Here is a 13,535-nt window from a genome sequence, read left to right as displayed (position 1 = left end):
TGCATACGACTTATGTTTTACTCAATAAATAATTTTATCAATTAATCGATTCTTAATTTCAATTCTTTAATTACTTTTTCCATCCATTCATCCTTTTCCTCAAAAGTGCTAAGTTCATCATTTTCTTCAGCTTCCGACAAGCTTTCGATAATTTCCTCTGTGTATTTTAAGTTGAGTAAATTTCCTAAGTGAAAAATATCCTCTTCAGACATCTCATTTTCAAACCAAAAAGATACTTCATCCAAAAAAGCGCCATCCCAAGTAAAGCAATTAGGTTCTTCAATGTTTTCTTCCAATGAATATAATATAAAACCGTTACGATGAGTATCAAATGCGAGAATTGTCGACCCTCTTATTTCCAATATTGGTTTATATCTATCTAATTCGTAATGTTCTTGTTCATTGGGAGATAGGTCCAGAATAGAATAAGGTTTACTATAATCATATCCTAATTCTTCCCTAAAAACAGGATCACTAATCTTCTCATTATAAATTTCTAATATAATTGGTGGAAGATCCAATTTTTGAATCCATTCATGTAATTCTGCTTCTGTAATTTTACTGTTTTCCATATTAAATATTTTTAATGTTTCTTTATGGGAATTACTGGTTTGTTATTTTCAAATATGCCTAACAACAGTCTAATTTAACAACATCTTTTCATTACATACTGTTTACTAGAGCGAAACATGTATCTACTAATTATCTACCATCACATTATTTTATCTTAATTTGCATATTAAATCCATTTTTGATTACATGAATTCCAGTAAAATTATTAGTCATTTCAGAAAATTTATTGAACTAAGTTCACAGGATGAAAAAGAGTTGGATAAATTTTTCAAATCAAAAATTTTCTCCAAGAAAGAGCATTTATTACTGGAAGGAAGTCGCTGTAAATATCATTATTTTGTCTTGACAGGCTGTTTAAGATATACTATATCAATGAGAAGGGAATTGATCAGACTATTCAGTTTGCTATTGAGGATTGGTGGCTTACTGATTACAATGCATTTTCACATCAATCTAATGCAAATTTTTCTATTCAAGCTGTCGAAAAAACAGAGGTAATAATTCTTGACCACAAGGATCAAGAAGAGTTATTATTGAAATTTCCAAAATTAGAACGATACTTTAGATTACTGTATCAAAAAAGCCTATGCAGCTTCACAATTTCGGATTAAATACCTTTTCAATTATTCCCGGGAAGATATCTATCATCATTTTAATGATAATTTCCCTGAATTCACGAATAGAATTCCTCAGAATTTATTAGCGACGTTTTTAAATATGACTCCAGAATATTTAAGTGAAATCAAAGCTAAAAAAAGGAAAAAGTAATTAGCCTGGATTCTTAAACTGGCTTAAGTTTTCTTTGTTAATTTACCTGTAATTTTGACTTATCAAACAAAAGAACTTAATAAAATATCCAATGAACAAAAGAATAAACATCCAGGATCTTGAACCTAAAGCCTATAGAGGCATGCTTGCCTTAGAAAGCTTTTTAAATAGCTGTGGGCTTTCCAAAACACATTTACACCTAATTAAAATTAGAGCGTCTCAAATGAATGGTTGCGCTTATTGCATCAATATGCATACACAGGATGCATTGAAAGATGGTGAAACAGCTGCAAGATTATTTTTATTGGATGCATGGCGAGATACAGAAAGTTATTCATCAGAAGAAAGAATAATTCTAGCGATTACTGAGGAGGTTACTTTTATCCACAAACATGGTTTATCAGATAAAACATATGATGAAGCAAAAAAAATCTTTGATGATAATTATATAGCGCAAATCATAATGGCAGTGGTTACCATAAACGGTTGGAATAGAATAGCCATTAGCACCCAGAAATTACCTGAATAAAGTAATGCTTCAATAATGAGGCTTTATTTTATGACAATATTATTAAACGCAACTTAGTAGCATTTACATTTGTATATCTATATTTGTTAAGTTTTAGCTCATTAGTCTGATTACTAATTTATAATCACAATATGAAAACGGATAATAAATATGATGTCATTATAGTTGGAGGAAGTTATGCTGGACTTTCAGCCGCTATGTCCCTAGGACGTTCCAGAAAAATGTTTTAATACTTGACGGTGGTTTACCTTGCAATCGCTATACACCCTATTCTCATAATTTCATAACACAGGACGGTATAGTTCCAAAAGAAATTGCTGATAAAGCCAGGGAGCAGGTTTTAAAATACAAAACGGTTGACTTAAAAAATTCTTTAGCGACCGAAGGTGGAAAAGTTAATGATTATTTTGAAATCATTACCGACACAGGTGAAGTTTATAATGCTAATAAATTGATTTTTGCAACCGGTATTAAAGATTTGCTTCCCTCCATCAAAGGTTTTTCAGAATGTTGGGGAAAGACAGTTATTCATTGCCCTTATTGTCATGGATATGAGTTCCGAGATAAAAAGACAGGAATTATGATCGATAATGAAAAAGCGTTTCATATTGCTCAACTTGTAAACAATTTGACTGATAAAATCAGCATTATTACAGGTGGGAAGAAATTTTTAAACCCGGAACAATTAAAAAAATTAAAAAAACACAACATCTCAATAATCGACAAAGAAGTTGTTGAAATGGAACAAACCGAGGGAATTATTAAAAATGTAGTTTTCAGTGATGGAAGTAAAATTGCTTTCGATGTTATCTATTCTTCAGTACCATTTGAACAAAATTCAAATATACCTAACCAACTAGGTTGTGCATTGACTGACCTGGGGTATCTTCAAGTAGATAGTTTCCATAAAACAACAGTTGAAGGCATATTTGCTATCGGTGATAATTCAAGTCCTATGAGATCTGTAGCCAATGCTGTAGCAACAGGAAATTTTGCCGGCGCTATAGTCAATATGGAGTTGACAGCTGAAAGGTTTTAAAAATGGAACTAAAATATAAAAGGCCGATTTAATTATTGAGGGCACTGAAAAAGTCCTCTTTTAGAATGGGCTAAAAAAAGGAGTGGAAAACAACAGTTTTCTGCTCCTTTTTTCGTATCTTAAAGTAGGCTTTAACGGACATCAGGATGCTTTCTACCCAACAAAAAATTCAGTTCAGTTCCTATTCGGGATTGTACGATATCATTGTTCCAAAAGACAATCTACTTCGCAAAATCAACGATCTTATCGATTTCAGTTTTATACATGAGGAACTTTTGGAGAAGTATTGCCAGACCAATGGGCGTACAGCAGAGAGCCCCATCAAGATGTTCAAGTACCTTCTGTTAAAGACGATCTACACCGTTTCGGATGTTGATGTCGTTGATCGTTCCAGATATGACATGTCCTTTAAATACTTTCTGGAAATGGCCCCTGAGGAGGATGTGATCAATCCAAGTTCGCTCACCAAATTCCGTAAGCTACGGTTAAAGGACATGGACCTATTGAACCTGTTGATCAATAAGACCGTAACGATCGCTTCTTGAAAAGGGTATTATAAAATCAAGGTCCATCATCGTAGATGCCACACATACCCATTCCAGATCGAAACCATACACAGCACTGGAAGTGCTCAAGGAACGATCCAAGCTGTTGAGGAAAGCAATATATCAGATCGATGAGGACTACAAAGGGCGCCTACCACAAAAGAACGAGTCCAACGACCTGGACCAAGAGCTTGCCTATTGCAGGGAATTACAGAGAGTGCTGGATCAGGATCAATCTATCAGTGAAATACCGGCTGTAAAAGAGAAGTTGAACCTGTTGAAGGAAACCATCGAGGACACAAAGGAATACTATCTGCTCTCAAAAGATGGTGAAGCCAGGCTTGGACATAAATCAATGGACAGTAGTTTCTTTGGCTATAAAACACATCTGGCAATGACCGAGGAACGCATCATCACAGCAGCGGTCGTTACTACAGGCGAGAAAGGTGATGGTCCGGAACTGCCCCGATTATTGGAGATCAGCCAGCAGAATGGAATGGAAGTGGACACGATTATAGGCGATGCCGCATATTCTGGAAAGGACAATCTACGGCTGGCAAAAGAACAGAACATTGATATCATCGCTAAATTGAAACCGGCAGTCAGCCAGGGATCCAGGAAAGAAAGCGATCACTTTCACTACAATAAAGATGCGGGGATGTTTGTCTGTCCGGCTGGCCATCTAGCAATCCGGAAGGCCCGTCAGGGCAAAAAGAACATAGGTAAAAATCAAGCAGACACGTATTACTTCGATGTGGATAGATGTAAGGTTTGCCCTCTCAGGGAAGGATGTTATAAGGATGGGTCAAAAACAAAGACCTATTCGATAACCATTAAATCCGAACTCCATAAAGAGCAGATGGCTTTCCAGCAAACCTATCATTACCGGAGCAAGTCTAAGGAAAGGTATAAGATCGAGGCAAAGAACAGTGAGCTCAAGAATGTCCATGGTTATGGAAGAGCAGATTCCTATGGCATCCAAAATATGGAAATGCAGGGTGCAATGGCCATCTTCACGGTAAACTTGAAAAGAATCCTGAAATTGATCTAAAAAAGGAGGAATATTACCTCAAAATCAATGGATTTGAGATTCTGAAAGCCTAAATAGCCACTCATGGTCGATTAAACCTTCAATAAAACCATTAAAAAACAAATTTTCAGAAATCCCTAGAACAAAAATGACCGAGTAAGATAAATCCTGTACTCAGTCATTTCTTTAAATCTCATTAAAAAGTTGAGACTTTTTCAGTGCCCTCTAATTATTTAATCAGCCTTTTTACTTATTTTAAATATCTGAATAGTCTGCGGGGTACAGAGGATTGTTACATTTTTTGAAACATTATTTTGATACTTAGGCATCTCTGCCATAGGTTTATATAGAGGGCCAAAAGCTTTCCAATGTTCATCTCTATCTTTCATGTTTTCAAAGGTTGTCAAATAAATAAGATTTGGCATTGTACTACCTGCTATCACCTTCCATAAAAAACTGCATTGAAGTTCAATTTTTTGAAAATATCTATTTCACCATCGTTGAACATTGATATTTTATTCAAGGATAAATTTTTCGGTTGGTCCTTCATAGCTTCTTAATTCATATACACGTTCATTTTTATTTGATTTTAGCTTTGGAATATCCATAAATGGCATGCCCTCAAAAGCTTGCATCCATATAGTTTCGACTCGCGTAAAAGGAGGATTACTATGAGATGCATCTAAGTACGATTTTCCTGCTTCCAGATATTGTTTGTCCTTTAATAGGTTTTTCTCTAAATGGACAAACTTTTCAAGGTCATTGGCTGAGGTAAATACATAGATTATTTTGTCCTCATTATTTTTATTTTCAATGGGTTTAAAAACAGCAATATGCTTAAATCCCAATTTATGCATTGCAGGTAAATATGCCTTTTCTAAATATTGATCAATGGACTGCTCTTGGTCCAAACTTTTAAAATGATATACTTTAAGTTGAAAGTAAGCTGATTTTGATATAGAATAAGAGGTAGAAACGCAGAAAAAGAACAAGAAAAGAATCAATATTCTTAATGGAGTATTATAAATTTTAAACATATACTTTGATTTTAGGTTTAATGGAATTTAAGATAAATGTCTTTTATTCCAAAGGTTTCACTTACAATGTTATGGAAATTTATAAAATCCAGCAATTTATTTTTATTATCTTTAACGTAAAGAACCAATCTGATTATTAATAACCCTGATTATGAGAAAATTAATTTATGTTTTCCTCTTATTTTTCTTTGTACATTCTAATTTATTGATTGCTCAAGAAACTGATTCAAGAACTGAGGAATTAGAGAAGCTTTTTATTGGTGAAAAATACGATGATATAATTGCTAAATACTCAAATGATTTTGAGAACCTACAAGCTGGTCCTTTATTTTATATAGCATACGCCCATTCGATAAAAGAAAATTATGAGAAAGCTTTAAGCCTCGTAAATTTAGCATTAGAGAAGGAGGATAATTCAGCCAGTCATTTTCTAAAAGGGACTATTTTAAAGGGCATTCATAGACCATCGGAAGCAATTACCTCCTTTCAAAAAATCAATAGAACTTGACCCGAATGACCTCTATGCATATAATGAAATTAGCCAGATTTACGTAGATATGGAGAAGTTTGACTTTGCGGTAAATATAGCTCAAGAAGCCTTAAAACATGTTGAAAAAGGTTCTGACGAGGATTTAATGTACAATTATAATTTGGGACTTTTTGAATCATTACAAGGTAATTTTGAAAAATCAATTCCTTATTTCGAATATGTAATTCAAATGAATCCGAAAGATTATATTGCTCAATCCAAATTGATTCAAAGTTATTACCATCTGAAGGAATATGAGAAAGCAGAACCCTTAAAAAAGAATATTTACAAGGCTTATGCAGACAGTTTACTCGTAGGAACTGAACAAGAGGACATGTTTTGTGTTGAGCAATTTAATATTGCTGGAAAGAAAATCTTAGCATTTGAAAGATATGAAGATGGGAAAAGTTCTAAAATATACAATAAGCATTGTTTTTATATTTTAAAACCTGATGGCACACTTGATTTTAGAGTACAGTCTGAATACTCTCCTTTTGCTGAAAATGGTGAAATGTTGTATTATTTATGTGCTACTTATTCTGTAACTTCTAGATATAATTCAGGAATTGAATATACAAATGATTATTCTTATCAAAAGGTCTCAAAAGATGCCAAAAAAATTGATTGAAGAAATCTTGGCCAAAAGGACGAAATAAGATTGTCGATAGGGTCTTAATTGATAAATTTTTATAAATTTATCAGGTATTCTATTTCAACAAACGTGCAAAAATCAGCTTTTAAGAAATCTAAACTTTCTTTACGATTTTTCTTTCGACATTATCCGGGATTGATTTATATCCTTAAATGGACACTCTTCAGTCTGATCATTGGATCATTTATTGGTTCTGCATCAGCTGGTTTTTTGATCTCCTTGGATTGGGTCACAAATTTTCGGGAAGATCATTATCTGGATGATTGCATTTTTACCTGTTGCGGGTTTATTGATTGGTCTACTTTATCACTATTATGGAAGAAATGTAGAAGCTGGAAACAATCTTCTTATTGACAATATCCATAATCCTAAGGAAATTATTCCGTTGAGGATGGCACCTTTTGTATACTTAGGCACAATTGTTACTCATTTATTTGGAGGATCTGCAGGACGAGAGGGTACTGCTATTCAAATGGCGGGATCAATAGCGGATCAATTTTCAAAGCCTTTCAGGCTAAGTTCATCGGATAGAAAGATTTTATTGATTGCTGCGTCGCGGGAGGATTTGGTTCTGTCTTTGGTACTCCGTTGGCAGGGGCAATTTTTGGAATGGAATTCTTTTTACTGGGCAGAATAAGATATAATGCAATCTTTCCAGCATTCCTAACCGCAGCATTTGCAGATTGGATCACCAAATTATGGCAGGCAAAGCATACCCATTACCATATTGATTTCGTACCTGAATTATCTCTTCCAAACCTACTCTATGCAATTATTGCTGGAATAATCTTCGGAATTTGTGCAGCAACATTCAGTAAATTAATGCATAAAACATCTGATATCTTCAGGACGAAAATCACTTATCCGCCATTGCGTCCTGTGGTTGGCGGTATTATCGTTGCTGCTGCAGTATTCTTGATGGGGAGTACAAAATATATAGGATTAGGAATACCAGTTATTGAGGAGGCATTTTCCAATCAACTGCCATCCTATGATTTTGCTTTAAAAATGATTTTCACCATCATCACTCTATCCGCAGGATTTAAAGGTGGAGAGGTCACTCCTTTGTTCTTTATTGGAGCAACCTTAGGAAATGCTTTAGCCTTATTCATTCCTCTACCTTTGGCTTTACTGGCAGGAATGGGATTTGTAGCCGTATTCGCTGGCGCAACAAATACTCCAATTGCTTGTACGATAATGGCAATCGAACTGTTTGGCGTAGAGTGTGGAGTATATGTGGCAATAGCATGCGTAGTATCCTACTTGTTATCTGGGAATACAAGCATTTATAAAAATCAACAGATCGGACAAGCCAAAAATCCCAGATTTACTAGCCTAGAAGGTAAAAGAATAAGTGATTTGTAATGGACAGTTTCTCATTTAAGAAATAAAAGGGGTTATTTAAGTATTTCCCCTTTTTTTATGGTTTATACTTATTCAAATATTAATCAGGGCTTATTTAGTATATTTTTATACTATTTTTAAATTATTTAAAACATTTTTAGTTTATATTTGTACTATATTAAATATTTATGGAAATCAACTTTCTAAAAGATTTAGTCGAGCTAATTGCAGAATTTGAAGAAGAAAGCAAAGAATCAGCTCTTTATCAAAATGATATCCAAGGATTTAAAGATTGGATTGCAGATACTCAAAGGAGATCAACTGAAGAATCAGAACCGGATTGGGAAGGTAAGATAAATGGAAGAAGTGCGGATAGTGTAATAAGTACTTTTATTGTTCATATGAATAGATATGGCAAATCATATTCAAAAGCAGCTATTCAAGGGTCTGATTTTTCAGGACAGGAGGATTTTATTTATCTGATCAATCTAAATTCTTTTGGTCCCATGTCGAAAATGGACCTCATACGTAAAAATGTTCATGAAAAGCCTGTGGGTAATCAAATTATAAATAGGTTAATCAAACATGGATGGGTAGATCAGGTAGAATCTGAAAAGGACAAAAGGAGCAAGTTGATATTTATTACAAAAGCTGGGAAAGATGAATTAGAGAAACATATGGGAAAGATTAGAGAGGCTACTAAAATTGTTTCTGGTGACCTCACCCTTTCAGAAAAAATGACATTGATTCGGTTACTAAATAAACTGAGTGTATTCCATAAAGAGCTATATGATAAAAACATCGAAGGAGAAGATTTGCTCAGTGAAGGTTTGAAAAAAACAAGCGGATTCATAAATCCAGATATACAAGATCGAAATGTTGAATAATAAATCAAAAAAGAGGATTGCAATAATTGGTTCTGGTTTTTCGGGCTTATCGGCAGCTGCCTATACTGCTCAAGATGGTCATGAAGTTCATGTTTTCGAGAAACATAATCAGCCAGGAGGACGTGCAAGGCAGTTTACCACTGACGAAGGTTTTGTTTTTGATATGGGACCTAGTTGGTATTGGATGCCGGACATTATTGATGATTTCTTTTCTGATTTTGGGTATAAGACCACTGATTTTCTAGATTTAGTATCCTTAAATCCACAATTTGAAATCAAGTTTGACAGTCAAAGCATTTGTATTCCAGAAAAGTACGAGGAATTGAAAGAATTATTTGAAGAACAAGAAGTTGGTTTCCGGTGCTCAGCTGGACAAGTTCATGGAATCTGCGAAATTCAAATATGAAGTTGGAATGAGGGATTTTATTAGGAAACCGTGTCACAATTGGCTCGAATTTGTAAGTCCTGAAATAGCCAGCTCTGCTATAAAATTAGATCTTCTAACAAACTTCAGGAAGTATGTGTCCAAATATTTTACCAACCACAACCTAAGGACTATCATGGAATTTCCGGTGATCTTTTTAGGAGCATCTCCAAAAAATATACCTGCTCTCTATAGTTTAATGAACTATGGGGGTTATGCTCTTGGCACTCATTATCCGATGGGCGGTTTTTATCAGTTAGTTTTAGCTATGAAGACAGTGGCAGAACATCAAGGGGGCCAAATTTCACTTCAGCCAAACGGTAGAAAAAATTGATGTACAAGAAACAATGTCTCCTATTTAACCATAAATGGTGTAAGGCACAATTTTGATTACATCATCTCTTCATCAGATTACCATCATACAGAATCTTTATTGCCACAGGAATTTCGGAACTACAGAGAAGATTACTGGAAAGGTAAAACCTTTGCTCCCTCCTGTTTGATTTATTATCTCGGAATTAAGGAAAGAATCCCGACCTTAAAACATCATACGTTATTTTTTGAACATGATCTGGATGAGCATATTGAAACCATTTATGGTGAGAAAAAGTGGCCAGAAAAATCCTTTGTTTTATTGTTGTTGTCCTTCAAAGACTGACCCTAATGTAGCGCCTGAGGGATGTGAAAACATATTTCTGTTGATGCCATTGGCGATTCATATCGAAGACTCTGAGGAAACTCGAGAAAAAAATTTTATTTGAAATGATATCAAGGCTTGAAAGTCATGCTGGAGTCGAAGATTTGGCCTCCAAAATAATCTATAAGAGAAGTTATTGTGTCAGTGATTTTATTCATGATTATAATGCATTTGGCGGAAATGCTTATGGTTTGGCAAATACCTTGAGTCAAACTGCTGTTTTAAAACCAAAAATCAAGAAACAAGAAAGTCCAGAACTTATTTTACACAGGTCAGTTGACAGTTCCAGGTCCCGGTGTTCCTCCATCTATTATTTCTGGAAATATTGTAGCAAAAGAAGTTAATAATCTTAGATAAAAAACTATGAAAAAACTATTTGATGAGTTGGCCTATGAGGTTAGCAAAAAAACAACAGAAAAATATAGCACTAGTTTTTCTTTAGGAATATTGGCCTTAAGTCCATCAATTCGTAAGGCTGTCTATGCTATTTATGGTTATGTTCGCTTAGCCGATGAGATAGTAGATAGTTTTCATGGCTATGACAAAGAGAAGCTATTAAGAAGATTAAGGATTGAGACCGACCATGCTCTTCAAGAAGGAATCTCTTTGAATCCTATTTTACAATCCTTCCAAGAAACTGTCAATCATTATAAAATCGACCAATATTTAATCGAACGCTTTTTACACAGCATGGAAATGGATCTTCAAAAAATCACTTATGATTCGGAGCTCTATGATGAATATATTTATGGTTCTGCTGAGGTAGTGGGTCTAATGTGTTTACAGGTTTTTACAGAAGGTGATAAAGTACGCTATGAAGAGTTAAAACCTTATGCCATGAAATTGGGTTCAGCATTTCAAAAAGTAAATTTTCTTAGAGATCTTAAGGACGATTATCAAATATTGGGAAGGAGTTATTTCCCAAATATAGATATGAGCATTTTTGACAACGATATAAAAAAGTAAGATTGAAAAAGAAATTGAACTGGAATTTAAAGAAGCTTTTATTGGCATCAAGAAGTTGCCAAGTTCATCGATTTTTGGAGTATATCTTGCCTACAAATACTACCTTTCTTTGTTTGAGAAGATTAAGAGTAAATCATCTCAAGAAATCCTCCAGAGTAGAACTCGGATTCCGAATACCCAAAAAGCTTATGTTGCTTTAAAGAGTTATTTGAGATATAAAACAGCCTTTTTATAATGAAAATGATCTCGATACTGTTATTCTTGATCAGTTTTAATATTAATGGTGTTGATATTGATTTTGTCAGGACAAATTATACTGCTTCGATTAAAGACAAGCAATTATGTTCAAGAATGATTTCCGAATTGAAGAAAAAAAATGATCGTCCGATCAATTTGGGTTATTTAGGCGGGTTGCAAACTATTTGGGCAAATCATGTTTTTAATCCAATAAATAAGCTCAAGACTTTTAAGGAGGGAAAAAATAATATTGAAAAGGCGATTAAATTAGATCCCGAGAATGTTGAACTCAGGTTTATTCGATTATCGATTCAAAAAAATGCCCCTTTATTTTTAGGGTATAATTCGAACATTAATTCAGATAAGGAGTTTATAAAATCCAATCAGAAGACAATCAGTTCAGCAATAGTCCGAAATAATATCAACGAGTTATTTGCAGTCAGTGATTAATAAATTGTAATACCATGATTTTAAAAATATTCATATTGATTTTGACCTTTATTTTGATGGAAGGTGCGACATGGATCATTCATAAATATATTATGCACGGATTTTTATGGTATCTACATAGAGATCATCATGACCATAGCAATACAACGGTTATGGAAAAAAATGATTATTTCTTTGTCATATTTGCTTTACCGACTATCGCATTGATGTATTTTGGATCATTGGATAATTACAATTACTTATTCTTTATTGGACTAGGTATTATGCTATACGGTATTGCCTATTTTTTTGTTCATGATATCTTTATCCACCAACGGTTTAAAATTTTCAGCCATACCAAAAACCCATATTTTTTGGCTTTAAGAAGAGCTCATAAACAGCACCATAAGCATCTTGGAAAAGAAGATGGAGAATGCTTCGGGTTTTTATATGTACCAATAAAGTATTTCCAAATGTATAAGAACAAAACTGATAACTCATGAAATACACTTATTTTTTAATATTATTTTTCACGGTCATCATTTGTTTTATAGCATCTTTTGATAAAAGAATAAAATTCAACAGACAATTTATACCCTTTTTGAAAGCAGCTATAATTGTAGCTATTCCATTTATTGCATGGGATATATGGTTTACAAACCATGGAGTTTGGTGGTTCAATGAAAATTATACAATCGGATTAAACATTGGCCCATTGCCCTTAGAAGAATGTTTGTTTTTTATCTTTATTCCTTTCTCCTGCATTTTCACTTATTTCTGCATTGACAAATTCTTCAAATTAGAATGGACCTCAGCATTTAACAATATTATTGTTTTTGTAAGTATCATTGTTTGTTGTTTGATAGCACTGCTTCATTACGATAAAATATATACCCTAGTAACAGTTATTGTAACTATCTTCACATTAATATACTTGCATTTTATAGTTCGAGTAAAATGGATAGGACAAGCTTCCTTAGTATTCACGATATTAATGTTAGGATTTTTCCCTGTGAATGGAGTTTTAACTGGTACAGGGCTTGAATCACCTATCGTAAATTATAACCCAAATGATTTTCTAGGAATTCGAATGTTAACAATTCCGATAGAAGATGCTGTTTATGGATATAGTCAGTTTTTGTTGGTTCTATTTTTCTTCAAAAAATTTGAAATTAAAGATTGATGCGTTAATATAAAAAATTACAAAAATTCAATTTTCGAGATAAAAATACATTCTGTGAAAATTATAGATTATTTAAAAATATATTCATTCCCCCTTTATAACTAGGAAAATACTCATGTGGACCAAATGAATATATTTCTCTCTCTTAATCAGCTCTTTGTAATTTTGACCTTAAGGATTTTTGTATTTCTTCTAATCCTGTTAAATTTAATGTAAAACTAATTGCTATGTGGAAAGACACGAAGCTTACCGATCTTTTAAATATTGATCTTCCAATAGTTCAAGGACCATTTGGGGGAAGAATTTCTTCAATAGCTTTAACAACAGCTGTTTCAAATGCAGGAGCATTGGGTTCATATGGGTGTCAACCCTTTTATGCCCATGAGATCATAGAGATATCAAACGATATTAGAAAGGAAACTTCAAAGCCTTTCAACCTGAATTTGTGGGTTAATGATGTGGACCCAGAGACTACGAATTTCAATGAACAAAGCTTAGTTGATATCATCAAGATATTCCAACCATACTTTGATGAAGTTGGCGCCGAACCACCTACATATCCTTTACCTGAAAGCCCGACTTTTGAGAATCAAATAGAGGCAATTTTTGAAGTAAAGCCCGCCGTTTTTCAGTTTTGTGTTTGGGATTCCCTCTGAAGACATTTTG

General features: G+C 33.7%; 17 protein-coding genes and 2 pseudogenes. 16 read left to right on the top strand and 3 right to left on the bottom strand.

Annotated features, from left to right (window positions below):
* Window positions 1-41 precede the first annotated feature (41 nt).
* Window positions 42-572: a hypothetical protein gene (locus FGL31_RS09015; protein ID WP_138090702.1), complete on the bottom strand. Its 531-nt coding sequence runs from the start codon at window positions 570-572 to the stop codon at window positions 42-44.
* 860 nt (window positions 573-1,432) lie between these two features.
* On the opposite strand from FGL31_RS09015, the gene FGL31_RS09005 reads away from it, so the two are divergent.
* The 3 genes and pseudogenes from FGL31_RS09005 (at window position 1,433) to FGL31_RS08995 (ending at window position 4,505) form a co-directional block, all read left to right on the top strand.
* The gene (locus FGL31_RS09005) at window positions 1,433-1,870 is read left to right on the top strand and encodes a carboxymuconolactone decarboxylase family protein (RefSeq protein WP_138090699.1); all 438 of its coding nucleotides are present in this window, start codon (window positions 1,433-1,435) and stop codon (window positions 1,868-1,870) included.
* Window positions 1,871-2,099: 229 nt separating this feature from the next.
* Entirely contained in the window at window positions 2,100-2,909 is an 810-nt protein-coding gene (locus FGL31_RS09000) for an NAD(P)/FAD-dependent oxidoreductase (RefSeq protein ID WP_317131134.1), read from the top strand.
* A gap of 146 nt (window positions 2,910-3,055) precedes the next feature.
* Window positions 3,056-4,505 (top strand): annotated as a pseudogene (locus tag FGL31_RS08995) (IS1182 family transposase).
* Window positions 4,506-4,717: 212 nt separating this feature from the next.
* On the opposite strand, the gene FGL31_RS23315 reads toward FGL31_RS08995, so the two are convergent.
* Both FGL31_RS23315 and FGL31_RS08990 read right to left on the bottom strand, forming a co-directional pair.
* Entirely contained in the window at window positions 4,718-4,873 is a 156-nt protein-coding gene (locus FGL31_RS23315; protein ID WP_197734155.1) for a hypothetical protein, read from the bottom strand.
* 126 nt (window positions 4,874-4,999) lie between these two features.
* Window positions 5,000-5,521, bottom strand: a complete 522-nt coding sequence (locus FGL31_RS08990) for a hypothetical protein (RefSeq protein ID WP_197734154.1) — start codon at window positions 5,519-5,521, stop codon at window positions 5,000-5,002.
* Between the two features lie 151 nt (window positions 5,522-5,672).
* Between FGL31_RS08990 and FGL31_RS08985 the strand changes: the two genes are divergently transcribed.
* The 13 genes and pseudogenes from FGL31_RS08985 (at window position 5,673) to FGL31_RS23310 (ending at window position 13,525) form a co-directional block, all read left to right on the top strand.
* Window positions 5,673-6,029, top strand: a complete 357-nt coding sequence (locus tag FGL31_RS08985; protein WP_138090696.1) for a hypothetical protein — start codon at window positions 5,673-5,675, stop codon at window positions 6,027-6,029.
* 49 nt (window positions 6,030-6,078) lie between these two features.
* The gene (locus tag FGL31_RS08980; protein WP_138090693.1) at window positions 6,079-6,678 is read left to right on the top strand and encodes a tetratricopeptide repeat protein; all 600 of its coding nucleotides are present in this window, start codon (window positions 6,079-6,081) and stop codon (window positions 6,676-6,678) included.
* Between the two features lie 283 nt (window positions 6,679-6,961).
* A pseudogene (locus FGL31_RS25110) lies at window positions 6,962-8,067 on the top strand (chloride channel protein).
* Window positions 8,068-8,234: 167 nt separating this feature from the next.
* On the top strand, window positions 8,235-8,933 hold the full coding sequence (locus FGL31_RS08970; protein ID WP_138090690.1) for a MarR family winged helix-turn-helix transcriptional regulator: 699 nt from the start codon (window positions 8,235-8,237) through the stop codon (window positions 8,931-8,933).
* A complete protein-coding gene (locus tag FGL31_RS25105; RefSeq protein ID WP_232046482.1) occupies window positions 8,923-9,339 on the top strand; it encodes a phytoene desaturase family protein in 417 nt (138 codons plus the stop codon). Before FGL31_RS08970 ends, FGL31_RS25105 begins: the two co-directional genes overlap by 11 nt.
* Window positions 9,340-9,493: 154 nt before the next feature.
* Entirely contained in the window at window positions 9,494-9,691 is a 198-nt protein-coding gene (locus FGL31_RS25100; protein ID WP_232046480.1) for a hypothetical protein, read from the top strand.
* 99 nt (window positions 9,692-9,790) lie between these two features.
* Complete coding sequence (locus FGL31_RS25095; protein ID WP_232046479.1) at window positions 9,791-10,015, top strand: hypothetical protein; 225 nt, start codon at window positions 9,791-9,793, stop codon at window positions 10,013-10,015.
* Window positions 10,016-10,119: 104 nt separating this feature from the next.
* Window positions 10,120-10,398: a hypothetical protein gene (locus tag FGL31_RS25090; protein ID WP_232046477.1), complete on the top strand. Its 279-nt coding sequence runs from the start codon at window positions 10,120-10,122 to the stop codon at window positions 10,396-10,398.
* A gap of 19 nt (window positions 10,399-10,417) precedes the next feature.
* Window positions 10,418-11,020, top strand: coding sequence for a phytoene/squalene synthase family protein (locus FGL31_RS08960; protein WP_317130979.1), 603 nt, complete (start codon window positions 10,418-10,420; stop codon window positions 11,018-11,020).
* 234 nt (window positions 11,021-11,254) lie between these two features.
* A complete protein-coding gene (locus tag FGL31_RS08955) occupies window positions 11,255-11,707 on the top strand; it encodes a hypothetical protein (RefSeq protein WP_138090688.1) in 453 nt (150 codons plus the stop codon).
* 14 nt (window positions 11,708-11,721) lie between these two features.
* Window positions 11,722-12,189 (top strand): sterol desaturase family protein, encoded by a 468-nt coding sequence (locus tag FGL31_RS08950; protein ID WP_138090685.1) that lies wholly within the window; start codon window positions 11,722-11,724, stop codon window positions 12,187-12,189.
* Window positions 12,186-12,869 carry a lycopene cyclase domain-containing protein gene (locus FGL31_RS08945; RefSeq protein WP_138090682.1) on the top strand — a complete coding sequence of 228 codons (684 nt, stop codon included), beginning with the start codon at window positions 12,186-12,188 and terminating at the stop codon, window positions 12,867-12,869. The genes FGL31_RS08950 and FGL31_RS08945 overlap by 4 nt, the downstream gene beginning before the upstream one ends.
* A gap of 227 nt (window positions 12,870-13,096) precedes the next feature.
* Window positions 13,097-13,525 (top strand): nitronate monooxygenase, encoded by a 429-nt coding sequence (locus tag FGL31_RS23310; RefSeq protein WP_197734153.1) that lies wholly within the window; start codon window positions 13,097-13,099, stop codon window positions 13,523-13,525.
* Window positions 13,526-13,535 lie beyond the last annotated feature (10 nt).

Origin of the sequence: Sphingobacterium daejeonense (assembly GCF_901472535.1) — a bacterium.
Classification (GTDB): Bacteria; Bacteroidota; Bacteroidia; order Sphingobacteriales; family Sphingobacteriaceae; genus Sphingobacterium; species Sphingobacterium daejeonense.
Note: the sequence above shows the minus strand (reverse complement) of the source record. Positions and strands in the feature narration are given on the sequence as shown.

Coding starts and splice junctions, on each gene's coding strand:
- FGL31_RS08970 (WP_138090690.1), top strand. CDS start 8,235: ATGGAAATCAACTTTCTAAAAGATTTAGTCGAGCTAATTGCAGAATTT.
- FGL31_RS08990 (WP_197734154.1), bottom strand. CDS start 5,521: ATGTTTAAAATTTATAATACTCCATTAAGAATATTGATTCTTTTCTTG.
- FGL31_RS09015 (WP_138090702.1), bottom strand. CDS start 572: ATGGAAAACAGTAAAATTACAGAAGCAGAATTACATGAATGGATTCAA.
- FGL31_RS08945 (WP_138090682.1), top strand. CDS start 12,186: ATGAAATACACTTATTTTTTAATATTATTTTTCACGGTCATCATTTGT.
- FGL31_RS08985 (WP_138090696.1), top strand. CDS start 5,673: ATGAGAAAATTAATTTATGTTTTCCTCTTATTTTTCTTTGTACATTCT.
- FGL31_RS08950 (WP_138090685.1), top strand. CDS start 11,722: ATGATTTTAAAAATATTCATATTGATTTTGACCTTTATTTTGATGGAA.
- FGL31_RS08960 (WP_317130979.1), top strand. CDS start 10,418: ATGAAAAAACTATTTGATGAGTTGGCCTATGAGGTTAGCAAAAAAACA.
- FGL31_RS25105 (WP_232046482.1), top strand. CDS start 8,923: ATGTTGAATAATAAATCAAAAAAGAGGATTGCAATAATTGGTTCTGGT.
- FGL31_RS23310 (WP_197734153.1), top strand. CDS start 13,097: ATGTGGAAAGACACGAAGCTTACCGATCTTTTAAATATTGATCTTCCA.
- FGL31_RS25090 (WP_232046477.1), top strand. CDS start 10,120: ATGATATCAAGGCTTGAAAGTCATGCTGGAGTCGAAGATTTGGCCTCC.
- FGL31_RS09005 (WP_138090699.1), top strand. CDS start 1,433: ATGAACAAAAGAATAAACATCCAGGATCTTGAACCTAAAGCCTATAGA.
- FGL31_RS23315 (WP_197734155.1), bottom strand. CDS start 4,873: ATGAAAGATAGAGATGAACATTGGAAAGCTTTTGGCCCTCTATATAAA.
- FGL31_RS08955 (WP_138090688.1), top strand. CDS start 11,255: ATGAAAATGATCTCGATACTGTTATTCTTGATCAGTTTTAATATTAAT.
- FGL31_RS08980 (WP_138090693.1), top strand. CDS start 6,079: ATGGAGAAGTTTGACTTTGCGGTAAATATAGCTCAAGAAGCCTTAAAA.
- FGL31_RS25100 (WP_232046480.1), top strand. CDS start 9,494: ATGGAATTTCCGGTGATCTTTTTAGGAGCATCTCCAAAAAATATACCT.